Raw genomic sequence first — 22,354 nt, 5'->3', positions numbered from 1 at the left:
CTCGCTCTCGGCCCGCCGTCGGGCTCCTATGAGTGGGTGTCGCCGTTCGGGAATCCGTCGCCGAACCCGTCTCGTCCGTCCTTGTACTTGTCGTCTTTGAACTTGTCACCGGTCTGCTGGGCGAGGAACCGTTCGAACTCGGCTCCCAGTTCGTCACCGCTGGGCAGTTCCTCGTCACGCGCCAGCAGAGACCGATTCTCCTGTGCGGCAACGAACGCATCGTACTGGCGCTCCAATCCCGTCACCACTTGGGCGACCTCGGCGCTGGCCTCTACCTGCTCGTTGATCTTGCTGTACACCTCGGCGCCCGCCTCGGACAGTTTGTCCAACGGCAGTTGTAGCGAACCGGTCCGGGCCACCTCGGCCAGCAGTGCCTCAGCGGCCGGCGGATAGGCCGTCTGGGCCAGGTAGTGCGGGACGTGCACCGTGTAGCCCACCACCTCGTGGCCGTGCTGGGCCATACGGAACTCGAGCAGGTTGGACACGCTCGCGGGAACCTGGACCTCACCGACCCACGGGGTGTGCTCGGCGATCAGTTCCTTGTCGTTGGCGTGCGCGGTGAGCATGACGGGGCGGGTGTGCGGCACCGCCATCGGAATGGTGCCCAACCCGATCACCCGCCGCACCCCGAGCTGTTCAGAGAGCAGCCGCACGGCGGTGATGAAACGTTCCCACCGCAGGTCCGGCTCCAGACCGGCCAGCAGCAGAAACGGCGTGCCCACGTCGTCGTGCAGCGCGTACAGGTTCAGCTCGGGTTCGTCGTAGCTGGTGAAGTGGTCGGTCTTGAACGTCATCAGCGGCCGCCGCGACCGGTAGTCGAGCAGCTCGTCGATGGCGAAGGACGCGACCAGCTCGGTGTCGAGGGTGTCCTTGAGGTGTTCGGCAGCCAGCCGGATCGCGTGACCGGCGTCGGAGAACCCCTCCAGGGCGTGGATCAGCACGGGGCCGCGGCCATCCGATGAGGACAGCTGTGGCGCCGGGAACTCAAGCTCGTACATGCCGCTCTGATCGGGCTGGTAGTGCTGGTCGGGGGTGTCGCTGCTGTCGGTCATCTCGCTTCGTCTCCTCGCTGCGGTAGGACGCTGTGACGGCCTACCACCATGTCATCCAGTGTCCCGCATACCCGGGCCGCGGGTTCGTTCCCCCCGCCTCTGCGTGCGAACGCGCCGGGACGGGTTCGGCATTCCGGCGGTTATCCCCACGATCAGGCAAAATCGTGATGATGCAGGTGACCAGGATGGTGAAGCTCACAGTCGCGGCGGCAGCGATGACCGCCGGGGTGTCGGCGTGCACCGTGCCGGGCGCCGGGACCGCGGGCGGCGGAGCCGCGGCCCCCGCGACGGTCCCGCCGAGTAGTCCAGCGGTCGCAGCCAGCCCGTTGTCGCAGGCCGGCGCCGAATCGGTGACACCGGACCGGCGGGTCGGGGCGCTGTTCCTGGGCGACACCACGACGCACACCTGTAGCGGATCGGTGCTGGCCAGCGCGGCCGGCAATCTGATCCTGACGGCTGCGCACTGTCTACTCGACGGTGTCGGCACCACATTCGTTCCCGGGTTCGACACCAGCGGTGGGGATACCTGGCACGTCAGCACGGTGTATCTGGACCCGCGGTGGCTCGCCGAGCAGGATCCACAAGCCGACTACGCCATCGTGCGGGTGACCGGCGGCTCCGGCGCGAGTCTGCTCGCGGCGGCAGGCGGCGGGCTGACGCTGGGTTCGGCACCCGCGCCGGGTGTTCCGGTGACGGTGACCGGCTATCCGATGGGCGAGGGCGGCAGCCCACTGGCGTGCCGCGGCGCGACCGAATGGTCACCGCAGGGGTTCCCGTCGCTGGCCTGCGCGGGCCTGACCGACGGTTTCAGCGGTTCCCCCTGGGTTTCCGGGTCGACGGTGACCGGCCTGGTCGGCGGACTCGACGGAGGCGGATGCGACGACGACGTGTCCTACTCGCCGCACTTCGACGAACGGATCGCCCGGTTACTGGCCCGGGCCGAGGCAGGCGGACCCGGCGATGCGGCTCCCGCCGCGCTCGAATCCGACTGCTAGACCCGGAACTGGTTGAGCGCGCGCAGCTTGTTCATCACGTCGAGCGCCGCGACCTTGTAGGCCTCTGAGAACGTCGGGTAGTTGAACACCGCGTCGACGAGGTATTCGACGGTGCCGCCGCAACCCATCACGGCCTGCCCGATGTGGACCATCTCTGTGGCATTGGTGCCGAAGATGTGCACGCCCAGTACCCGCAGATCCTCGGTGGACACCAGCAGTTTGAGCATCCCGTAGGAGTCGCCGGCGATCTGGCCGCGCGCCAGCTCCCGGTACCGGGACACGCCCACCTCGTAGGGGATGGAATCCTTGGTCAGTTCGACCTCGGTGGCCCCGACGAAGGACACCTCAGGGATCGAGTAGATGCCGATCGGTTGCAGGCTCATCATGGCCTTGGTGGGTTCGCCGAAGGCGTGGTAGGCGGCCAGCCGGCCCTGCTCCATGGACGTCGCGGCCAGCGCCGGGAATCCGATGACGTCGCCGACCGCGTAGATGTGGTCCACCTTGGTGGTGAAGTTGTCGTCGACGTAGATGCGGCCGCGGTTGTCGGCCTCCAGGCCGGCGGCGGCCAGGTCGAGGTGATCGGTCTGGCCCTGGCGTCCGGCCGAGTACATCACGGTCTCGGCGGGAATCTGCTTGCCGCTGGCCAGGGTGGTCACCGTCCCGGTGGTGCCGATGTCGACGGCGGTCACCTCCTCGCCGAACCGGAAGGTCACCGCGAGGTCGCGGAGATGGAAGCGCAGGGACTCGATGATCTCGGGGTCGCAGAACTCGAGCATGTCGTTGCGTTTCTCGACCACGGTGACCTTGGTGCCCAGCGCCGCGAACATCGACGCGTATTCGATGCCGATGACCCCGGCCCCGACCACCACCATCGAGGTGGGCAGCGTCGCGAGATTGAGGATGCCGTCGGAATCGAGCACGCGCGCCTCGTCGAACGTCACCCCGGCAGGCCGGGCCGGTTTGGTTCCGGTGGCGATGACGATGAAACGGCCACGGACAGTGACGAGTTCGGCGCGGGTGGGGTCCTCGACGACGATCGTGTGGTCGTCGGAGAAGCGGCCGTGGCCGGTGTAGAGCTCGATGCGGTTGCGCATCAGCTGGGACCGCACGACGTCGATCTCCTTGCCGATGACGTGCTGGGTACGCGAGAGCAGATCGGCCGGGGTGATCTTGTCCTTGACGCGGTAGCTGGCGCCGTAGAGCTCGCGCTGGCTCATGCCGGTCAGGTAGACGACCGCCTCCCGCAGCGTCTTGGACGGGATGGTGCCGGTGTTGACGCACACCCCGCCGAGCATCATGCCCCGCTCGATCACCGCAACGGACTTGCCGAGCTTGGCCGCGGCGATGGCGGCGCGTTGCCCGCCGGGACCCGAACCGATGACGACGAGGTCATACTCCTGCATCGAACCCATGGGAAATCTGTCTACGCCGGTTGCCTGCTTCTCGCATGTCGGCGAGGTCGAATACCGGGTGAACAAATGCTCGGGGTTATCCCCAGCGCAGAGTTCATCCCCAGCCGGCCACGATCACCGGGTTCGGGCGACGGGCCGTGACGGCCCCGGTTGGCACGGTCGGCCCATGACAACACCATCGCCTTCCTCGCCAGAGTTCGACTTCCACCTCAACCGTCCCGGTGCGCTGATCGCCGCGCTGCCCGCGGTGCTGGGCTTCGTACCGCACCGCAGCCTCGTACTGGTCACCGTCGACCGCGGCGAGCTGGGCTGCGTCATGCGTGCCGACCTCGCCGACGACATGACCGAGCGCATCGAGCACCTGGTCGGCCTCGCGGCCGCGGCCGGTGTGGATGCGGTGATCGCGGTCGTGGTGGACGAGGACAGCCCGGACTGTCAGGCATGCGATGACCGCTACCGCGTCCTGGCGTCGATCCTGGACGAGGCGCTGGCCGCCGACGGCATCGAGCTCTATGCCGCACACGTCGTGGACAAGGTGGCTGCCGGTGGGTTTTGGCGCTGTGCCGACGGCTGTGGCGAACAGGGGCTGGTGGATGATCCGGGTGCGTCACCGCTGGCGGCAGCCGCGGTGCTGGACGGCCGCAGGCTCTACGCCAGCCGTGACGAACTGCTGCAGGTGATCCAGCCGGACCCGGTCGCCAACGACGCGATGAGTCGGCCGCTGGCACTCGTGACCCAACGTCCCGGCTGCCCCGAGGCCCGCCCCGACGCCGAGGTGCGTCGTGACGTCGAGGCGGCGATGACGGCGGCCCGCCAGCTCGCGGAGGGCCACGCACCCGGCGGTGCCGACTTGGCCCGGCTGGCGGTGGGGCTGGCCGATCCGCGGGTCCGCGACACGTTGTATGCGCTGGCGGTCGGGGAGTGCGCCGATCAGGCCGAAGCCCTGTGGGCCCTGCTGGCCCGCAACGTCCCCGAACCGTGGCGCGTGGAAGCCCTTGTCTTGCTGGCTTTTTCCGCGTACGCACGCGGTGACGGCCCGCTTGCCGGGGTGTCGTTGGACGCGGCGTTGCGGGCGCGGCCGACACACCGGATGGCCGGCATGCTCGACACCGCGCTGCAATCGGGGATGCGCCCGGAGCGGATCCGGGAGTTGGCGGTCACCGGGTATCGGCTGGCCGAGCAGCTCGGCGTCCGGTTGCCGCCACGACGGGCATGGCGGCGCAAGGCATGTTGAGTGGCTAGACCTTCTCGACGCGGACCGCGTGCGCCATGTGATGGGGCAGCTCGACCTGTTCGTGCCCGGGGATCACGATCATCACGCCGCCGTGATCGGTGGCCTCCACGGTGACCCTCGCGTTCGGGACGACGCCGGCATCCTTGAGCCGGCCGATGAGCTCGGTGTCGCCCTGCACGTGCTCGGTGAGCTGGCGCACCACGACGGCCACCGGTAACCCGACCGGGAGTTCGGTGAGCCGGACCAGGCTGACATCGTCGTAGCCGGCGGCGCCGACCCCGAGATCGGACAGGCCCGGGATGGGGTTGCCGAACGGGGAGGTGGTGGGATTGTCCAGCACCTGGACCAGGCGCCGCTCGACGTCCTCGCTCATCACGTGCTCCCAGCGGCATGCCTCGGCGTGGACGTCCTCCCACGGCAGTCCGATCACGTCGACGAGCAAACGCTCGGCCAGCCGGTGCTTGCGCATCACGGCGACCGCGAGCGCACGCCCCTTGTCGGTCAGTTCGAGGTGGCGGTCACCGGCCACGTGCAGCAGGCCATCGCGTTCCATACGCGACACCGTCTGGCTGACCGTCGGACCGCTTTGGTCGAGCCGTTCGGCGATGCGGGCACGCAGCGGCACCACGCCCTCTTCCTCGAGGTCGTAGATCGTTCGTAGGTACATCTCGGTGGTGTCGACCAGATCGTTCATGCGCGCCTTCCCAGCCCAAACGTCACCGCACAGTCTACCGTTTCCGGCGTTTGAACTGCGGCGCAACATCGGGGCGTCGGGCAGGTCACATCGGCGCCGAAAACCCCAGGACAAGCGGGCAGGAACCGCTGAAATGCCTGGATACGCGATGTGCCCCGCCGGAATCCGGCGGGGCACATCGTCAGGAGGGTCTAGCTGGCGTAGGAGCGGAGCCGATCGGCACGCTCGCCGTTGCGGAGCTTGGCCATCACCTCGCGCTCGATCTGGCGGACCCGCTCACGGGACAGACCGAACAGCTTGCCGATCTGGTCGAGGGTGCGCGGCTGGCCGTCGTCGAGGCCGAACCGCAGCCGGATCACCTGCTGCTCGCGCTCGTCGAGCGTGGCCAGCACGTGGCGGATGTCGGTGTGCAGCAGTTCGGAGATGACGGCGTTCTCGGCCGACATCGCCTCGGAGTCCTCGATGAAGTCGCCCAGCGGGGCTTCCTCGTCGGTGCCGACCGGCATGTCCAGGCTCACCGGATCGCGGCTGTGCTCCAGCAGGTCGTTGATCTTCTCGACCGGGATGCCGGATTCTTCGGCCAGTTCCTCGTCGGTGGCCTCGCGGCCCAGGTTCTGGTGCATCTCACGCTTGATCCGGGCCAGCTTGTTGACCTGCTCGACCAGGTGGACCGGGAGCCGGATAGTGCGGCTCTGGTCCGCCATCCCGCGGGTGATCGCCTGCCGGATCCACCACGTGGCGTACGTGGAGAACTTGAAGCCCTTGGTGTAGTCGAACTTCTCCATCGCACGGATAAGACCCAGGTTGCCTTCCTGGATCAGGTCCAGCAGCGGCATTCCGCGGCCCGTGTAGCGCTTCGCCAGCGACACCACCAGGCGCAGGTTGGCCTCCAGCAGGTGCCGGCGCGCTGCCTCGCCGTCGCGGACGACGGTGGCCAGGTCGCGTTTGCGGTTCTCGCCCAGGCGCTTCTTGGTGTTCAGCACGTGCTGGGCGTACAAGCCTGCCTCGATGCGCTTTGCGAGCTCTACCTCATCGGCGGCGTTGAGCAACGCCGTTTTGCCAATGCCGTTCAGATACACGCGCACGAGGTCGGCGGCAGGGCTCTGGGCGTCCAGATCACTGTCGACGCGGCTTGTGGTGGCATTTGCCATGACGGCCTCCTGATCAGCTCGAACTGTCATGGTCTACAACGTCGTAGACGTCATGAGAGTTCCCGCCGATCTCCGGATTCATACCCGTTGAGCTGCGGTTTTTCCGGAGCGACCTGAGAATGTCCTGAGAATAGCTAAAGAAGCCGCTCAGCTGGGGTCATCGTGGTCGGACCGCGCTGCGTCCGGTTGCGGTGGCACAAACGGGTCCTTCTGTAACGCCGGCCGCTCCGCGGTGGGAAACAGCGGGATCCGCTCGCCGCGGCCGGCGTAACGCCGTGGCTCCTCGGCACTGCGCGGGGGACGATCGTTGGCGATCAGCACCGCCATCCACGGCAGCGGGATCGACGCCACGATGATCGCGAGCGAGATCAGACCGTTCTGCCAGATGTTGTAGGCCACCGCGGCCAGGATGAGCGCCGGGATGCGGAAGGCCATCAGCGTCAGGTACTTGCGCACGCGCTGGCGGTGCTGCACTTCGTATGCGGGTGCGGCTTTGGTGATGAGAACCGGGCGGGCTTCCTTGCCGAAATCGTCGCCGAAATCGCCGTCGAAACTCAGCTCGTGGCTTTGTTTCATGCCTCTACTGTTCCACACCTTGACCGCGTGGTGGCAGGCGGATTTCCCTATGCCCCGCAGCCAGGCACAATAAAACCCGCGGACGTGAGGAGCACAATAAGACCATGCAGACCCAGACCATCGAGCGCCCGGACACCGACGAACATGTCGATGACGGGACCGACGACGACACCCCCAAGTTCTTCCATTACGTCAAGAAGGACAAGATCGCCGAAAGCGCTGTCATGGGCACGCATGTGGTCGCGCTGTGCGGCGAGGTGTTCCCCGTGACGAAGTCGCCCAAGCCGGGCTCCCCGGTGTGCCCGGATTGCAAGAAGATCTACGAGCAGCTCAAGAAGTAGGCGGCTGTAGCGGCGGATCGACGGGCTCGGGCACACGGGATTCGACCGGTGCCTGGGCGCTGCCGTTGAGGCCGTTGTTGAGAGCTTTGTACTCCAGCCATTCCCGCAGTCTCCTGGCGTGGGTATCCGACGCGGGCCACTCCTCTTGAATGGCCGCATTGAGTTCGGCGCCGAGCATGATGGCGAAACCCAGGAAGAACGCGAACAGCAAGAATGCGATCGGCGTGGCGAGCGCGCCGTAGGTGTAGCCGGTGCTGGTGATCCAGGTCAGATAGATCCGTAACCCGAACGTGGCGACCAGGAACACCACGGTGGCCAGTACCGCGCCGAGCATCAGCCGATGCGTCGGGATCGGTGCGGGCAACGAGACCCGGTACAGGATGGTCACCCCGACGAACACTGCCAGGAACAACGCCGGGTAGTAGCCGTACCTCAGCACGTTGTCCCAGCTGTCGGGGATGTGTTCGGAGATCGCCCGGGGTCCGAGCGCGAGCAGCGGCGCCATGCCGATCGCGGAGATCAGCATGATCACGTACAGGCCCAGCGCGTAGAAGCGCTGCCGCACCGGATGCCGCAGCGGTGTCTGATCGTGGGCCTCCACGATGGAGTCCACGAATGCCGACACCGCCGACGACCCGGCCCACAGCGAGATCACGAAACCCACGGACACCACCTCGCCGCGGGCGCCCTTCACGATGTCGCGGATCGTCGGTTCGATGATCTCGTTGACGACGTTGGGGGAGAAGAAGCTGTTCGCCGCGTTGATCAGCTGATCCTGGATCGTCGGCAGGGTGTCCGGCCCGAACAACGGTGCGATGTAGGCCAGGCTGCCGAGCATCCCCAGCAGGAGGGGAGGCAGTGACAACGCGCACCAGAACGCCGCCTGTGCCGATTCCGAGAAGATGGAATCGTCCCAGCTCTTCGACAACGTGCGTCGAGTGATGTGCCAGATGTGGTGGCGTGATGGTGGTACTGGAAGCGGCTGGCCAGTCATGACCAGTCAAGCATTACTGACGAAACGTGCTCCTGCCCAGGCGGGTGGTGTCCGAGGCGACGGCTGATGGCCGTCAGGCGTCTGCGGTGCTGGTTTCCAGCACCGCGGCCAGCTCGACCAGCTTGGCTTCGTGCTCGTTTGCGTGGTGCTGGCAGAAGAGCAGCTCGGCTCCCGAAGGCAGCTTCGCGCGCACGCGTGCCGCCGCACCGCAACGATCGCAGCGATCGGCTCTCGTTAGCTCCGGGCTTGTCAGAGTTGCGTTCATGGCTCCTCCGTCTTCTGCTCTGCGCATCTCGGCAAAGGCGCCTTGATTGCGTATGTCTACTCTGTCAGACGTTTTGGATTCCGGCCTTGTTCCCCAGGGGTTCACCGGTGTGTCGTGTCTCACTTGGCCGCCGTGTTGCTGGACGGGCAAGCTGGCGGTATGAATCCATCGCCGTGTGTCCTGGTTCACTTGTGCAGTGCCGAGGACTGGCTGACGGCTCAGCGTAACGGCGAACATCGCCCCGACTCACTCGGGGTGCAGGGATTCGTCCACCTCTCGGCTCCTGAGCAGGTTCATCTGCCGGCGAACCGGCTCTACTCCGGACGCGGCGACCTGGTGCTGCTGCACATCGATCCCTCGAAGCTCACGGACCCGGTGCGCTGGGAGCCGGGGGTGCCGACGGACCCCGAGGCGATGCTGTTCCCGCATCTGTACGGTCCGCTGCCGGTGGACGCTGTGATGACCACCACGGCCTACGCGCCCGACGATCAGGGGCGGTTCGCGCCGCTGGCCGACACGCCGTCGGGGTAGCGCGCAGCTCAGCGGCCGGCACGGCGCGTGCCATGCTCGTCACGTGTCCGGCGCAGCCCAGAATCGGCAGGGCGCGGCCACCCGGCTGCGTCTGGTGAAGGCCGCCGAACGATTGTTCGCCGCCCAAGGGGTGGACGCGGTGTCGGTGCGGGCGGTCAATGCGGCCGCGGGACTCGGCGCGGCGTCGGTGCACTACCACTTCGGATCCAAGGACGACCTGCTGCGTGCGGTGCTCACCGACGTCGGTGCTCCGGTGCGCGACGAGATCGCGGCCAACGTGGCGGTGCTCGCGGCCGATCCGGTCGCGCCCAGTCCCGACGCTCTCGTCCGGGCGGTCACCGGGCCGTACCTGAAACTGTTGCTCCGCCACCGGGTCCGGGGCATGCGCTGGATCAAGATCATCGCCCAGATCTCTCAGGAGAACAATCCGGTGTTGCTCGATACCGAACAGCGCCTGCCCGATGAACTGTTCGCACAGGTGCAGCGGGCGTTCCCCGATTCGGATCCCGCGCGCCTGGAACTGCGGTGGGCCATCTCGATCATGAACTTCATCCAAGCGCTGAGCCGGGCCGACGAATGGCGCCGCAACGGCAGCCGGCTGGACGAGACCGAGCTGCGGGACTTCTATGAAGATCTCGTCTGTTTCGTCGTCGGCGGCGTCGATCGCCTTCTCGGTTCCTGACCGGTCCGTCCTGTCCAGTGGGAGATTTTGCGGCGAAATTTCTGGATCAGTTGATCCAATCAGTCGATCCAGATAGCGTCCCGGGCATGTGGAACTCGAGTTCGATCAAGTTCGGGGCCTTCCTCGCCCCATATCACCCCCTCGACGCCGACCCGGCGCTGCAGTTGCGCCGTGACATCGACTTGATGGAGCACCTCGACCATCTCGGCTTCGACGAGGCGTGGATGGGTGAACACCACTCGACCGGGTCCGAAATCGTCCCTGCGCCGGACATGTTCATCGCGGCAGCGGCCGAGCGCACCGAGCGCATCCGGTTCGGCACCGGCGTGATCTCGCTGCCGTATCACCACCCGCTGATCACCGCGGACCGCATCACCCAACTCGATCTGCAGACGCGCGGCCGGCTGATCGTGGGCACCGGCCCGGGCAAGATCCCGCTGGACGCGCACATGATGGGGATCAACCCCGTCGACCAGCGCCGGATGCAGGGTGAGGCGCTGGAGGCGGTGCTTCGCCTACTGCGTGGCGAGGTCGTCGACATGGAGACCGACTGGTTCACCCTTCGTGACGCGCGCGCCCAGCTGCCCACCTACGATCCGGCAGGCATCGAGGTGGCCACCGCGTCGACCATCTCTCCGAACGGGTCGGTGCTCGCCGGAACGCACGGGCTGTCCCTGCTGTCACTGGCCGCCAGCTCGCCGGCCGGGTTCGATGTGCTCGACCGCAACTGGGGTGTCTACGAGAAGGTTTCGGCAGAGAACGGGTACCGGGCCGACCGCTCCAGCTGGCGCCTGGTCAATCCGATGTTCATCGCCGAGACCCGGGCCGAGGCCGAGCGGGCCGTCAGCCGCCGGATCCATGCCATCGCCGAATACGTCAACCGGCAGCAGGGCGTCAAACCCGACTGGGCCCAGACCCCCGAGGGCATCATCAACCAGTGGCGCACCGACAACCTGGGTGAGTTCGGCCAGGTCGTCATCGGCACCCCCGAAGATGCGATCGCTCAGATCGAGCGCCTCATCGAGAAGACGGGCGGATTCGGCACGCTGCTGATCCTGCATGTCGACATGGCCAGTTGGGAGGACACCAAGCGCAGCTACGAGCTGTTCGCCTCGGAGGTCGTCCCGCACTTCAAGAGGCGCAACGCGGGCAGGCAGGCCAGCCTGCAGTTCGCCGAGGACAACAGCGAGTACCTGCTGGGCGGCCTGATCGGCGCGATCACCAAGGCGCACACCGACTATTACGGCCAGCCTGCCGGGCAGCTCGCCGGACAGGGGGCGTGATGCGCGCGGCGGAGTACTTCGACGGACAATTCACCGTCACCGACGTCACCGAACCGCCGGCCACCGGGCCCGGACAACTGCGCATCAAGGTCGCGGCCTGCGGCATCTGCGGCAGCGACCTGAGCATGTCGAAGGATCCCTGCCGGTTCGTCTCGGTCGCGGCGGCCGGCGGGTTTCCGCTCGCGGTGTTCGATCACGCCAAGCCCATCGTGCTCGGGCACGAGTACGCCGGCACGGTCGTTGAATGCGGCCAGGGCGTAACGGATTTCGAGGTGGGCGATCGGGTCGCGGGCATCGGTGTGGCCACCGAGGCCGGGACCGGTATCCCGACGATCATCGGCTATTCGAACGAATACCACGGGGCCTTCGGGGAATTCATCGTCGTCGACGGTTTCTGGGTGCGCAAGGTGCCCGACGGTCTGTCGCTCGAACACGCCACCCTGGCCGAACCGCTGCACGTGGGTGAGATGCACGTGCAGCAATCGGGCCTCACCGAGGCCGACGCCGCACTGGTGATCGGTTGTGGCTCCATCGGTCTCGGTACGATCCTGGCGGCCAAGGCGCACGGTGCGCACACCGTGATCGCCGCCGAGCCGTCGCCCAAACGCCGCGAACTCGCGCTCACGATGGGCGCCGACATCGTTGTCGATCCCGATGAGCAGGATCCGATCGAACTCTGGAACTCGATGTCGGCTCAGGGCAGGGGTGGTTCGGGCATCCTGATCGCGTATGAGTGCAGCGGGCGCGTCGGCACCCTCAACACACTGACCCACACTCTGCCGTTCGGCTCCCGGATCCAGGTCGTGGCATCGCCGTTCGGTGACGAGACGATCATCCCGGTGGTCGCCCAGTTCCGGCAGATCGCGATCAACTTCGGCCACGGTCCCTACCACGAGGCCTACGAGACCGTGCTGAAGCGGTTGGCCGACGGTGAGATCGACGCCGAGGCGATCATCACGGGTCGCGTCGGTCTGGACGGCCTCGGTGCCGCGTTCGAGGCACTGCGTGACCCCGAGGCACACGTCAAGATCCTGGTGCTGCCCGGGGCGTGACCGGCCGGCAAAGTTCTGGCAGGGCTCAGTCGGCGGGGGCCGGCGTCGCCGGAATCCGGCCCGCGCTGGCGCCGCCGTCGACGGTCAGGTCCGCGCCGGTGATGTACGACGACGCGTCCGAGGCCAGGAATGCCACGACGTCGGCGACCTCGTCGGGGGTGCCGACCCGCGTCAGGGGCGCACCCGGATGGCCGCCGAGACCGCGTTGCACCCCGAGATGGGCGATCATCGGGGTGTCGATCATGCCGGGATAGACGGTGTTGACGCGAATACCCAACGGGCCCAGCTCGATTGCCGCGACCTTCGACATGCCGCGCAGACCCCATTTGGATGCGCCGTACGCGGTGTATCCGGCGAGCCCCTGCACCCCCGCCTGCGACGAGATGTTGACGATCGATCCGCCGCCGGCAGCCTTCATCGGCTCGGTGACGGCCTGCATCCCGAGAAAGGCGCCGATCAGGTTGACCCGCAGCATCTGCTCGAATCCGGCGGTGTCCTGCTCGGCCAGCGGCACAACCTTGCAGATGGCGGCGTTGTTGACCAGTACGTCGACCCGGCCGAACTCGGTGACCGCGGTGTCGACCGCGATGCGCCAATCGGCTTCGCTGCCGACATCGTGGCGCACGAAACGGGCGGCCGGGCCGATCGATTCGGCGACCCGCTCACCCTCCGCGACGAGGACGTCGGTCACCACCACCCGGGCGCCGAGCGCGGCGAACAACCGCGCTTCGGCTTCACCCTGCCCGCGCGCGGCGCCGGTGACGATCGCGACCTTGCCGGACAGATCCATCAGCTTCGCGTCTGCCATCGCTACTTCTCGTTCTGGTCGATGCCGGTCAGCAGGATCTCCGACATCCGGCGCGGGAACTCGGTGACCTTGGCCATGGCCACGATCTGACGGGGCATGACGACATGACGCTTGTTTCGTTCGATGGCGTCGGCGATGGCAGTGGCCACCACCTCGGGCTCCAGCGCGGACGAGGGGAGCATGCGCAGGCGCTCGAACCGTTCGATCGTCTTGCGGGCCGGCGTGAATTCCCGGATGTGGTCGATCATGTCGGTCCTCACCTCGCCGAGCTGGACGAGTGTGGTGCCCACGGGCTTTCCTCGCAGCTCCGCGCGGATACCGGCGGTGAAATGGCTCAGGCCGGCCTTGGAGGTGCCGTACAACGTGACGCCGGGACCCTGCGCGATCGCGCCGTACGACGACACGTTCACGATGTGGCCACGGCCCCGGCGCACCATCCGCGGCATCGCCTGGCGGCACAGCTCCAGAGGTGCGGCCAGGTTGACCTGCAGGAGGTTCTGCACGTCGGAGGCGCTGGCGTCGGGGAACAACCCCACCCGGTCGATTCCGGCATTGTTGACCAGGATGTCGACCGGGCCGTCTGCCTCGACCTGGTCCAGCAGCGCCTCGACGGCCGCGGGATCGGTGAGGTCGGTGGGGTAGGCCTTGCCGCCGATCTCCTTGGCGAGCAGGTTGAGCGACTCGGCGTCACGCGCCACCACGGCGACGTCGACGCCGCGGGCCGCCAGCACCTCGGCGATGCTCTTGCCCAGTCCGCGGCTCGCGCCGGTGACAAGGGCGCGGGTGTTCGGAAGCTTCACGGGTTGCCTTTCAATGGATTCGAGCTGTGGTCTTGGTTGTTCAGTTCGGGTACAGGGCGTCGCGGACGACGGCACACACGTCTTCGGTGGCCTCGGCCGCGGCTGGGAGGTGGTCGGCGAGGTTGAAGAAACCGTGGAAGCCGCGCTCGTAGCGCCGGACGCTGACGTTGGCCCCGCCCGCGGCGAGCAGGCGGGCGTATTCCTCGCCCTCCTCGCACAGCGGGTCCAGGGCGCCGGTCAGCACGTGCCCATCCGGAAGTCCGGTCATGTCACCGAGAATCGGCGACGCCGACACCTCGGTCTGGGCGCCACTGTCCCCGAGGTACTGCGCGGTGAACCACTGCATGTGCTCGGCGGTCAGCACGCCGCTCTTGGTGTGCGGGCTGGACAGCGACGACTTGCGGCGCTGGTCGACCACCGGATAGATCAGCACCTGGAACGCGATGGGCGGGCCGCTGCGGTCCCGGGCCGTCAGCGCCACCACGGCCGCCAGGTTGCCGCCGGCACTGTCGCCCGCGACCACGAACCGGGCCGGGTCACCGCCGAGCTCGCCGGCATGCGCCGCCGCCCATTCGGTTGCGGCCCAAGCATCTTCGACCGCCGCGGGATACGGGTGCTCCGGTGCCAGCCGGTAGTCGACCGAGATCACGATCGCACCGATGCCGTTGGCGAGCCTGCGGCAGCAGGAGTCGTGAGAGTCGAGGTCGCACAGCACGAATCCGCCGCCGTGGAAATAGACCAGGACCGGCAGGCCGACGTCAGTGCCGAAGCCGGAGCCGACGGGGTCGGCCGGATGGTAGATCCGCACCGGGATGTCGCAGGCGGGCCCGGGAACGACACGGTTCTCGACGCTGCCCACCTGCATGGGGCTGGCCGGCCGTCGGCTGGCCTTGAGCCGGGCCCGCACCTCGGCCGCGGCCGCGACGGGGTCGTTGCCGCCGGAGAGGATCGGAGCGAACGCATCGCCCATCCGGCCGGCGACCTCGCGCTTCATGGTTTCGGAATCGCTCATCGGGAACCCCCGGTCAGCTCGCCGCGCAGCACCTTTCCGGTGGCGTTGCGGGGTAGTTTGCTCAGGAACTCGACGTCCCGGGGGATCTTGTACCGGGCCAGGTTCGCCCGTACGTAGTCCTTGATGTCGTCGGCGGCCACGGTGGCTCCGTCGATCAGCACCACATAGGCGTTGAGCCGCTGTCCGAAATCATCGTCGCTGACCCCGATCACGGCCACCTCGTCGACCTCGGGATGGCTGGTGATCAGGTTTTCGACCTCCAGCGGATAGACGTTCTCGCCACCGCAGATCACCATGTCGTCGTCGCGGCCGTCGATGTAGAGCCGCCCGGTGTCGTCGAAGTGGCCGACGTCGCCGCTGCTCTGCAGTCCGTCGATCGACTCCTTGGTGCGGCCGTCGGTGTAGCCGGCGAAGCTCACATCGCTTCCGGCGAAAACCCGGCCGATCACTCCCGGCTCGGTGATCTGTCTGCCTTCTGAGTCGTACAGGCGCACGGCACATCCGACCGGCGCCCGGCCCGCGGTGCGCGGATCGTGCAGCAGGTCCTCGGGCATCGCCACCGTCATGACCGCGAGTTCGGTCGAGCCGTAAAGGTTGTAGAGCACCGGACCGAATTCGGCGAGGGTGCGCTCGACCAGGTCGGGTGGCATGGCAGAACCCGAGACGAAGATGATCTTGAGTGACGACGTGTCGTATCGATCGCGAACTTCCTTGGGTAGAGCGAGGATTCGCTGCAGCATGGTGGGCACCACGACCAGCACGTCGCAGCCGTGGTTCTGGACCGCGCGCAGCGTCTCCTCGGGGTTGAACTTGCGCCGCAGTACCAGGCGGTTGCCCAGCGCCAGCGACAGCACCGCCTGGCCGAGCCCGGTGCCGTGGAACATCGGCGCGGCCAGCATGCAGGTCTGACCGCGGCGCCGCGGGACGCGGTCCAGCAGCTGCGCCGAGAACAGGGGAGAGGTCTTGCCGCGCGGGGCGCCCTTGGGCGTTCCGGTGGTGCCGCTGGTCAGCAGCGTCATGCCACCGGGCTTGGCGGGTGCGGCCACCGGTGCCGGCGAGGTGGCGGCGATCAGGCCCTCCAACGAACCCTCGACATCGGCTGTCGAGAGTTCATCGGTCCACGCCAGGAAGCGCCGAACCGCCGGATCGATGGCGCTCACCAGGTCGGTGAACTCCTCGTCGTGGATCAGCACGTTGACCTTCTCGCGGGCGGCGACATCGGCGAGCTGCGGTTTGGCGAAGCCGGTGTTCATCAGCAGCAGCTGCGCCCCGACCTTGCCCGCCGCGGCCAGGATGGTGACCAGGCCGCGGTGATCCCGGCACAGTGCCGCGATCACCGAGCCCGCGCCGATTCCGCGTGAGTTCCAGGCCCGCGCAAGCGCATTCACCCGGTCGTTGAGTTGGGCGAACGTCACGTCGCCCCATTCGTCGGTGATGGCGATGGCGTTGGGATCGCGGGTTGCAGCGCTCTCGATCACGGCGGCGAAGCCGCCGAACTGGCGGACCAGCTTGGCCTGCCGGATGCCGTCTGCGGCTCCACCGGACAGGCCTGATTCGCGGAGCACGGCGACGCTGCGGGCGATCACGCGGAATCGATTGACCCTGGCGACGACGCCGGCAGGGCGCGGAATGGCTCGCTTCATGGCGCAAACCGTAGGGGCCGCCGAGCAGGCTGCGGGTCCCGGAGTCTCGCTGGCCGGGACAGCTTGTCTACTGGGACACACGGTCGGATAAGAGTGATGGCAGCCACAGACAGGTGCCGTACCGGCGGCCGGACTAGCGAGGTTGAGAATGCGGCGTTTGAAGGGTGAGGACAACAGCTTTCTGGCATGGGAGAGCTCCGTCCAACCGCAGCACACGATGAAGGCCGTCGTGCTCGACCCGAGCCAGATGTCCGAGCCGCTCACGTTCGACCGGCTCAAGACCGCCGTGCAGGGCTGGGTCGATCAGATCGAGCCCATGCAGTGGCAGTTGCTGTCCCCGCGAGTGGGGTTCGGCCGCCCGTGGTGGGTTTCGCGGCCGCAGATCGACATCGGATACCACCTGCAGCGGACCACCGCGCCCGCACCCGGCGGCGACGAGGAGCTCGCCGCGACGATCGGCGAGATTTTCGAAGTCGGGCTGGACCGTGGCCGGCCGGCCTGGCAACTGTGGTTCGTCGAGGGCCTTGCCGACGGCCGCATCGCCCTGGTGCTCAAGATTCACCATGCCGTCGCCGACGGCACTGCGTCGCTGCGGCTGCTGGAAACCCTCTACAGCGCCGATCCGCAGGCGCCGTTGCCCCAGCCGCGGTCGACGCCGTTGGCCAACGAGCGACGCCCGGCCCCGTGGATCTGGTGGCCGCTGGTGCTACGACACCAGATCGCGGCGCTGGCCCGCTTCCCGAGCATCATCGCCCGTACGGTGGCGGTGACCGGGGTGATCCGGCGCCGGCAGAAGGCCGGAAAGCCCGGTTACGCAGAAGCTTTCGCCGCACCGGCGATGCCGTTCAACGAACCGTTCTCGGCCAGTCGCCGATTCGCCTACCGGCGCTGCGACGTGACGGAGATCAAGCGGGTGTCAAAGGCTTTCGGTGTCACCATCAACGACGTCTTCCTCACCATCTGCGGTGGGGCGTTGCGCGACTACCTGGCCGAGAACGGAAAGCTCAGCGACGAGAGCATGACCGCGGTGGTACCCGTCTCGATGCGCCCGGACGAAGCCGAAGCCGAGTGGGGCAACAAGGTCGCACGCTGGAACGTCGACCTGGCGACGCACATCGCCGATCCGGTGGATCGGCTCCGGGAGATCGCCTCGGCGACCCGCACCGCGCGTGAGGTGCAGGCCGAGCGCGACGCCTGGCTGCAGCACGACTGGATGGAGTACTGGCCGCTGTTCTGGTTGTACTCGCGGGTGTTGCCGATCCTCGGGGCCAAGATGAAGCGCCGCCCGATGTTCAGCCTGATCGCGTCCAACATGCGGGGCCCGCAGACCACGCTGTACTGGGGCGGTGCGCCGATCGAGCAGCTCATCTCCTCAGGGCCGATCGTGTTCCCGATGGGGTTGAACTTCACCGGGTGGAGCTACCGCGACGAGATGGCGATCTGCGTGCTCACCTGCGGCGATCAGGTCTCTGACCCGTATGGGATCGCCGATCGGGTCCCGCAGGTGCTGGCCGAGCTGTCCGCACGAGCGAACTCAGCGGGCGCCGGGATCGTCGACACCTCGGAGCGCCAGGCGGTATCCGGCTAGGACGTCGAGCCAGAGGCGGGCCACCGGGTCGGTCGCGTCCAGCGCGTGGCGGCTGCCGCTGCTCAGTAGTTGGTCGGCAGCGTTGCGTGCGCGGGTGACCGCCTGGCGCAGCGCGGTCGCGGTGTCGGCCGCCCCGGCGCCCAGCGCTGTGACCAGTTGCAGCCGCGCGGCGTCGATGTCCGATTCCGCCTTGGCCACCAGTACCGCGGAAGCGGTCAGTTCGGTCGTGTCCTCGCTGCCGTATGAGGTGGCCAGTCGCCGGCGGACCTGGCCGACGTGGGCCTGCCACACACCCGAAGCGGCTCCGACCACGGCGGCGGCCTGCGCGACTCCGGCGAGGATCTCGTAGGGAGGGCCGGCATCGTCCGATTCATCACTGGCACAAGAACTGTCGTCGGGGTGCGCGAACACGTCCGGCGCGTCGATGAGCACTTCGGACACCGTGACGTCGCCGATTCCGGCTGCATCCAGGCCGCGCCGGCCGTCCTGTTCGTCTACCCGCGCCGCGTCGCGGGGGAGAAGGACATACCGGAGCGAATCGCCGTCGAGGGCGCCCAGCAGCAGCCAGTCCGCGAGCAGTGCACCGGTCACCGACTCCCAGCGCCCCGTCAAACGGAACTGTCCGCGGTCGGCGGTCAACCGTCCTGTCGGCGCCCCGCAGGCGGTGACCAGCGCTGCGGTGTCGGCGCCCCACACCCGTTCGGCGGCAGTGTCGCCGAGGCCCGCAACCGCATAGGCCGAGGCGTTGACAGCCGACGTGAACCACCCGGCCGATCCGTCGCGCTCGGCGAGGTCGGCCACCGTCGCGACGAACCCGGACACCACCGAGGCCGACCTCGACACCGCCCGCCCGCCGTACCGGACCGGCTGCAGCAACCGGCACGATTCCGAATCGCGCAGGACGGCAATCGATTCAGCAGCCGAGACGCCGGGATCGGCGCCGGGTGCACCGGGCGGCTCGGCCATATGACCTCCTGGGAGGGGTGACGAATGGTATCCACGATGGTGACACACCGGACGGGAAGGACAGGGCGGCACTGATGACGCAGAATGTGCGCGCTGCGGTGGGGCAGGCACTGCCTGCGATCGCCGCAGCCGCCGCCGATGTCGACCGCACCGGGGCTGTCGACCCGTCGGTGATCGGCGATCTGCACGATGCGGGTTTCTTTGCGATGCTGCGGCCCAAGGTGTTCGGGGGGATGGAGGCCGATCCGGCCGAGTACCTGGCGGTGACCCGGGACCTGTCGGCGGCATGCACCTCCACGGGCTGGCTGGCCGGGTGGCTGGGGGTCAACACCTGGCATCTGTCGCTGTTCGACGAGCGTGCCCAGCGCGATGTGTGGGGATCCGACCCGCGGACCCTGCTCTGCGAGTCGTATGCCCCGACCGGCCGGCTCGAACGTGTCGGTGACGAATTCCGGCTGTCCGGCCGATGGAGCCGGTGCACCGGCATCCAGCACGCCTCGTGGCTCATGGCCGCTGCGGTGCTGGTCGGTGAGGACGGCGCGGCCCAGGATTTCTTGGTGGCCCTGGTGCCGCGAGCCGACTTCGTCGTGGAATCGAGTTGGAACAGTGTGGGATTGCGCGGCATCGGCGCTCACGACGTCTTGGTCTCGGGTGCGGTGGTGCCGCGGTACCGCACCTTCGGCTGGGTCAGTGGCGAGCAGCTCAGCACATTGGCTCCGCTGTACCGGCTGCCGCAACCGACCATGTACACCCACACCGGCACGGTTCCGCTGCTCGGCGCGGCCGAGAACATCTTTGCGGCGTTGCGGCCCCGGGCCGGCTCGTCGATCGACCCGGTGGCCATGGCGTGCAGTGACCTCGCGCTGTCGGTCGCCCAGATCGAACGCAACCTCGGCGATCTGATCGCCTCTGCGCGTGCCGACCATGCCCCGGACAGCGACCTGGTGCTGAGATCGCGCCGGGACCAGGTGCTGGCCTCCGAACGCGCCGTCGCGGCGATCCGGACCTTCATCGCGCACTCGGGCGGCCGCGATGCGGAGGACCCGTTGGTGGAACGGGTATGGCGCGACGTCCAGACCGCGCAGACCCATGTGGCCAGCAATGTGGAGCAGGTGCTGGCGCTGGTGGGTCGACACTCGTTCGGCATGGAGGTCGACGAGATCCTCTGGTAGGCGCCGTGTCAGACCCACGCGTCGGAGGTGAGCGTGCGCAGCACGCGGGACAACAGGTTGTCGGTGGCCTGCGCCTGCGACGGGGCCGGCGCTGCGACATCCCGGCCGGCACCGAGCTGCTGGGAGATGTGCCGGGCCGCGCGGATCACGAACGGCGCGGTCCGTTGCAGGCGGTGCAGCGGCACCGCACCGGTCAGCGACAAACCCGCCACCTCGCCGTCGGCCGAGCGCAGCGGGGCCGCCACGCTGGTCAGCCCGATCGCCAACTCCTCGTTGTCGTAGGCCAGGCCGTGCCGGGAGCGGATCCGGGCCAGTTCCCGGTGCAGGGTTTCCAGATCACTGATGGTGGACCGGGTCGAGCGGGTCAGCCGCGGTCCCAGGACGGCATCCACCTCCTCGGCGGGCAGCTGGGCCAGCATGGTCTTTCCCAGCGCGCTGGCGTGCGCCGGCGAGTGCCCGGCGACGCGGGTGGGCACGACAGCACTGTTGCGGCCGGCCACCTTGTCGAGGTAGACGACGTCCCCGCCGAACAGCACGCCGAGGTGCACCACCAGGCCGGTGTCGGCATGCAGGCGAGACAGCGTGGGTGATGCCACGCTGCGCAGCTGCGAGTGGTCGACCATGCGGGTCACCGGCAGCGGGGAAGCGGCGAGTGCGTAGCCGTCGGGACGGTGCTGCAGGAGCCCGGCGCTGTGCAGCTGCTTGAGAATCCGGTGCACCGAGGACCTGGGCAGCCCGGTGCGGCCCGCGATCTGGTCCAGCCGCAGGTGCTTGCCCGGTTCGTCGAACACATTGAGGATCAACGCGACGCGATCCACCATCGACACCGCCGTGTCACGTTGTTCGGCGCGTGGTCGTGATGTTGCGTTGCTGGTGGAAGCCGGCACCTGCGCCCCCTAGGACGTCGAGCAGTGGGTCACCCACGATCTCACTCAGCGGGATGATGCCGCAAGCACGCGATCGCCGTACCTGACCATGGTGGTCAGCACGCGATACGCGCGACAAGGGAGTTTCGGATGCGTGGTGTGGAAATGACCAGGGACGTTGTGGACGGCATCTACGAGAATGCCGATCGGATACAGGCACTCGGGCCCGTCAACGAGACGCTGGGCCGGCTCGACAACCGGACGGTCGACGCGCTGCGTGAGTGCGGGGTGATGCACATGCTGCAGCCCGCGGAGTTCGGCGGCATCGAGACCCATCCCGGCGATTTCGCCGAGGCGGTGCTCGAGATCGCCCGGTTGGACGGGGCAGCGGGGTGGGTCGCCGGTTCGGTCGGTGTGCCGCCATGGGCGCTGGCCTCGGCCGACCGTCGTCTGCGCGACGAGGTGTGGGAGGCGGACTCCGATGTCTGGATCGCCTCGGCGCACACCCCGGCCGGCGTGCTGCTGCCGGTCGACGGCGGCTATCGGCTTTCCGGCGAATGGCGGTCGGTCGCGGCGATCGACCACTGTGAGTGGGTGGTTGTCGGTGCCCGCGTGGTCGGCACGGGGGATACCGACGGACTCGGGTATTCGCTTGTGCCGCGGTCAGATCTGAGCATCGTCGAGGAATCCTGGGATGCGATCGGGTTGATCGGCACCGGCAGCAAGAGCATCACGATCGATGACGCGTTCATCCCGGGGCATCGGTTGCTGAACCACGACAGCATCGTCGACGGCACCGCGGCAGGACGCGCGGGTCTGCGCAATCCTATCTACCACATTCCGCTGAGCACCATTGCGCCGCTGGGCATCACAGCCGCGGTGATCGGTATGGCCGAAGGCGCTCTGGCGCACCATGCCGGGTCGGTGGACTCCGAGGACCCGGTCTGCGAACACGCTGCCGCCGAGATCCGGGCGTCGCGGCTGGCGCTGCTCGATACGCTCACGGCGTCCTTCAACCGGGTGCTGGACGGTCCGATCGATCCGGGCATGCGGGCACGCGCGCGCCGGGATCAGATCGCCGCGGCCCGCCGCGCGGTGCGAGCGATCGATGAGATCGCCTGCCACTCAAGCGTTGACGCCCTGCGCCGCGGCAGCCCGGTGCAGCGGCTGTGGCGCGATGCCCACGTCGGTTTCGCGACGGTGGTCGGCGAGTCGAAGGCCGTGGCCCCCTAGGCTT

23 protein-coding genes are annotated in these 22,354 nt (G+C 67.9%); 10 read left to right on the top strand and 13 right to left on the bottom strand.

Annotated elements, in window-relative coordinates; genetic code table 11:
* Window positions 1–26: 26 nt before the first annotated feature.
* Window positions 27–1,052, bottom strand: a complete 1,026-nt coding sequence (locus ACNQR1_RS24350; RefSeq protein WP_418048243.1) for a proteasome assembly chaperone family protein — start codon at window positions 1,050–1,052, stop codon at window positions 27–29.
* Between the two features lie 185 nt (window positions 1,053–1,237).
* On the opposite strand from ACNQR1_RS24350, the gene ACNQR1_RS24345 reads away from it, so the two are divergent.
* Window positions 1,238–2,047: a trypsin-like serine peptidase gene (locus ACNQR1_RS24345; RefSeq protein ID WP_418048242.1), complete on the top strand. Its 810-nt coding sequence runs from the start codon at window positions 1,238–1,240 to the stop codon at window positions 2,045–2,047.
* Here ACNQR1_RS24345 and sthA read toward each other — a convergent pair.
* The gene (gene sthA / locus ACNQR1_RS24340) at window positions 2,044–3,450 is read right to left on the bottom strand and encodes a Si-specific NAD(P)(+) transhydrogenase (protein ID WP_418048241.1); all 1,407 of its coding nucleotides are present in this window, start codon (window positions 3,448–3,450) and stop codon (window positions 2,044–2,046) included. The genes ACNQR1_RS24345 and sthA overlap by 4 nt on opposite strands.
* 175 nt (window positions 3,451–3,625) lie before the next feature.
* On the opposite strand from sthA, the gene ACNQR1_RS24335 reads away from it, so the two are divergent.
* Window positions 3,626–4,693, top strand: coding sequence for a DUF4192 domain-containing protein (locus ACNQR1_RS24335; protein ID WP_418048240.1), 1,068 nt, complete (start codon window positions 3,626–3,628; stop codon window positions 4,691–4,693).
* Window positions 4,694–4,697: 4 nt separating this feature from the next.
* Here the strand turns inward: ACNQR1_RS24335 and ACNQR1_RS24330 are convergent, their stop codons facing one another.
* From ACNQR1_RS24330 to ACNQR1_RS24320, 3 genes are all read right to left on the bottom strand, one after another.
* The gene (locus ACNQR1_RS24330; protein WP_418048239.1) at window positions 4,698–5,387 is read right to left on the bottom strand and encodes an iron dependent repressor, metal binding and dimerization domain protein; all 690 of its coding nucleotides are present in this window, start codon (window positions 5,385–5,387) and stop codon (window positions 4,698–4,700) included.
* Between the two features lie 191 nt (window positions 5,388–5,578).
* Window positions 5,579–6,568 (bottom strand): sigma-70 family RNA polymerase sigma factor, encoded by a 990-nt coding sequence (locus ACNQR1_RS24325; RefSeq protein ID WP_264010495.1) that lies wholly within the window; start codon window positions 6,566–6,568, stop codon window positions 5,579–5,581.
* 117 nt (window positions 6,569–6,685) lie between these two features.
* Complete coding sequence (locus ACNQR1_RS24320; RefSeq protein ID WP_418048238.1) at window positions 6,686–7,114, bottom strand: DUF3099 domain-containing protein; 429 nt, start codon at window positions 7,112–7,114, stop codon at window positions 6,686–6,688.
* Window positions 7,115–7,218: 104 nt separating this feature from the next.
* Here ACNQR1_RS24320 and ACNQR1_RS24315 point away from each other — a divergent pair, with 104 nt between their 5' ends.
* A complete protein-coding gene (locus ACNQR1_RS24315) occupies window positions 7,219–7,455 on the top strand; it encodes a DUF3039 domain-containing protein (RefSeq protein WP_418048237.1) in 237 nt (78 codons plus the stop codon).
* On the opposite strand, the gene ACNQR1_RS24310 is transcribed toward ACNQR1_RS24315, so the two are convergent.
* Both ACNQR1_RS24310 and ACNQR1_RS24305 read right to left on the bottom strand, forming a co-directional pair.
* Window positions 7,445–8,449, bottom strand: coding sequence for a YihY/virulence factor BrkB family protein (locus ACNQR1_RS24310; protein ID WP_418048236.1), 1,005 nt, complete (start codon window positions 8,447–8,449; stop codon window positions 7,445–7,447). The genes ACNQR1_RS24315 and ACNQR1_RS24310 overlap by 11 nt on opposite strands.
* 73 nt (window positions 8,450–8,522) lie before the next feature.
* On the bottom strand, window positions 8,523–8,714 hold the full coding sequence (locus tag ACNQR1_RS24305) for a DUF7455 domain-containing protein (protein ID WP_036444951.1): 192 nt from the start codon (window positions 8,712–8,714) through the stop codon (window positions 8,523–8,525).
* 159 nt (window positions 8,715–8,873) lie between these two features.
* Here ACNQR1_RS24305 and ACNQR1_RS24300 point away from each other — a divergent pair, with 159 nt between their 5' ends.
* From ACNQR1_RS24300 to ACNQR1_RS24285, 4 genes are all read left to right on the top strand, one after another.
* Complete coding sequence (locus ACNQR1_RS24300) at window positions 8,874–9,245, top strand: DUF952 domain-containing protein (protein ID WP_418048235.1); 372 nt, start codon at window positions 8,874–8,876, stop codon at window positions 9,243–9,245.
* A 43-nt stretch (window positions 9,246–9,288) separates the two neighbouring features.
* Window positions 9,289–9,927 carry a TetR/AcrR family transcriptional regulator gene (locus ACNQR1_RS24295; RefSeq protein WP_418048234.1) on the top strand — a complete coding sequence of 213 codons (639 nt, stop codon included), beginning with the start codon at window positions 9,289–9,291 and terminating at the stop codon, window positions 9,925–9,927.
* 86 nt (window positions 9,928–10,013) lie between these two features.
* The gene (locus ACNQR1_RS24290) at window positions 10,014–11,210 is read left to right on the top strand and encodes an LLM class flavin-dependent oxidoreductase (protein WP_418048233.1); all 1,197 of its coding nucleotides are present in this window, start codon (window positions 10,014–10,016) and stop codon (window positions 11,208–11,210) included.
* A complete protein-coding gene (locus ACNQR1_RS24285) occupies window positions 11,210–12,262 on the top strand; it encodes an alcohol dehydrogenase catalytic domain-containing protein (RefSeq protein ID WP_418048232.1) in 1,053 nt (350 codons plus the stop codon). Before ACNQR1_RS24290 ends, ACNQR1_RS24285 begins: the two co-directional genes overlap by 1 nt.
* Before the next feature lie 25 nt (window positions 12,263–12,287).
* Here the strand turns inward: ACNQR1_RS24285 and ACNQR1_RS24280 are convergent, their stop codons facing one another.
* Genes ACNQR1_RS24280 through ACNQR1_RS24265 form a run of 4 tightly spaced genes read right to left on the bottom strand, consistent with a single transcriptional unit; the run spans window position 12,288 to window position 16,525 of the window.
* The gene (locus tag ACNQR1_RS24280; RefSeq protein ID WP_418048231.1) at window positions 12,288–13,070 is read right to left on the bottom strand and encodes a glucose 1-dehydrogenase; all 783 of its coding nucleotides are present in this window, start codon (window positions 13,068–13,070) and stop codon (window positions 12,288–12,290) included.
* A gap of 2 nt (window positions 13,071–13,072) precedes the next feature.
* A complete protein-coding gene (locus ACNQR1_RS24275; protein ID WP_418048230.1) occupies window positions 13,073–13,870 on the bottom strand; it encodes an SDR family NAD(P)-dependent oxidoreductase in 798 nt (265 codons plus the stop codon).
* 40 nt (window positions 13,871–13,910) lie between these two features.
* Entirely contained in the window at window positions 13,911–14,882 is a 972-nt protein-coding gene (locus ACNQR1_RS24270; protein WP_418048229.1) for an alpha/beta hydrolase, read from the bottom strand.
* On the bottom strand, window positions 14,879–16,525 hold the full coding sequence (locus ACNQR1_RS24265) for an AMP-binding protein (RefSeq protein ID WP_418048228.1): 1,647 nt from the start codon (window positions 16,523–16,525) through the stop codon (window positions 14,879–14,881). The genes ACNQR1_RS24270 and ACNQR1_RS24265 overlap by 4 nt, the downstream gene beginning before the upstream one ends.
* A 148-nt stretch (window positions 16,526–16,673) precedes the next feature.
* On the opposite strand from ACNQR1_RS24265, the gene ACNQR1_RS24260 reads away from it, so the two are divergent.
* Window positions 16,674–18,113, top strand: coding sequence for a wax ester/triacylglycerol synthase family O-acyltransferase (locus ACNQR1_RS24260; protein ID WP_418048227.1), 1,440 nt, complete (start codon window positions 16,674–16,676; stop codon window positions 18,111–18,113).
* Here the strand turns inward: ACNQR1_RS24260 and ACNQR1_RS24255 are convergent.
* Window positions 18,060–19,079 (bottom strand): hypothetical protein, encoded by a 1,020-nt coding sequence (locus ACNQR1_RS24255; protein ID WP_418048226.1) that lies wholly within the window; start codon window positions 19,077–19,079, stop codon window positions 18,060–18,062. The genes ACNQR1_RS24260 and ACNQR1_RS24255 overlap by 54 nt on opposite strands.
* A 74-nt stretch (window positions 19,080–19,153) precedes the next feature.
* Here ACNQR1_RS24255 and ACNQR1_RS24250 point away from each other — a divergent pair, with 74 nt between their 5' ends.
* Window positions 19,154–20,251 (top strand): acyl-CoA dehydrogenase family protein, encoded by a 1,098-nt coding sequence (locus ACNQR1_RS24250; protein ID WP_418048225.1) that lies wholly within the window; start codon window positions 19,154–19,156, stop codon window positions 20,249–20,251.
* Window positions 20,252–20,259: 8 nt separating this feature from the next.
* On the opposite strand, the gene ACNQR1_RS24245 is transcribed toward ACNQR1_RS24250, so the two are convergent.
* Window positions 20,260–21,072, bottom strand: a complete 813-nt coding sequence (locus tag ACNQR1_RS24245) for an IclR family transcriptional regulator (protein ID WP_418048224.1) — start codon at window positions 21,070–21,072, stop codon at window positions 20,260–20,262.
* Window positions 21,073–21,282: 210 nt separating this feature from the next.
* Here ACNQR1_RS24245 and ACNQR1_RS24240 point away from each other — a divergent pair, with 210 nt between their 5' ends.
* Window positions 21,283–22,350, top strand: coding sequence for a hydroxylase (locus ACNQR1_RS24240; protein WP_418048223.1), 1,068 nt, complete (start codon window positions 21,283–21,285; stop codon window positions 22,348–22,350).
* Window positions 22,351–22,354: the final 4 nt, after the last annotated feature.

It is taken from the genome of Mycobacterium sp. 48b, assembly GCF_048282725.1.
Taxonomy (GTDB): Bacteria; Actinomycetota; Actinomycetes; order Mycobacteriales; family Mycobacteriaceae; genus Mycobacterium.
Note: the sequence above shows the minus strand (reverse complement) of the source record. Positions and strands in the feature narration are given on the sequence as shown.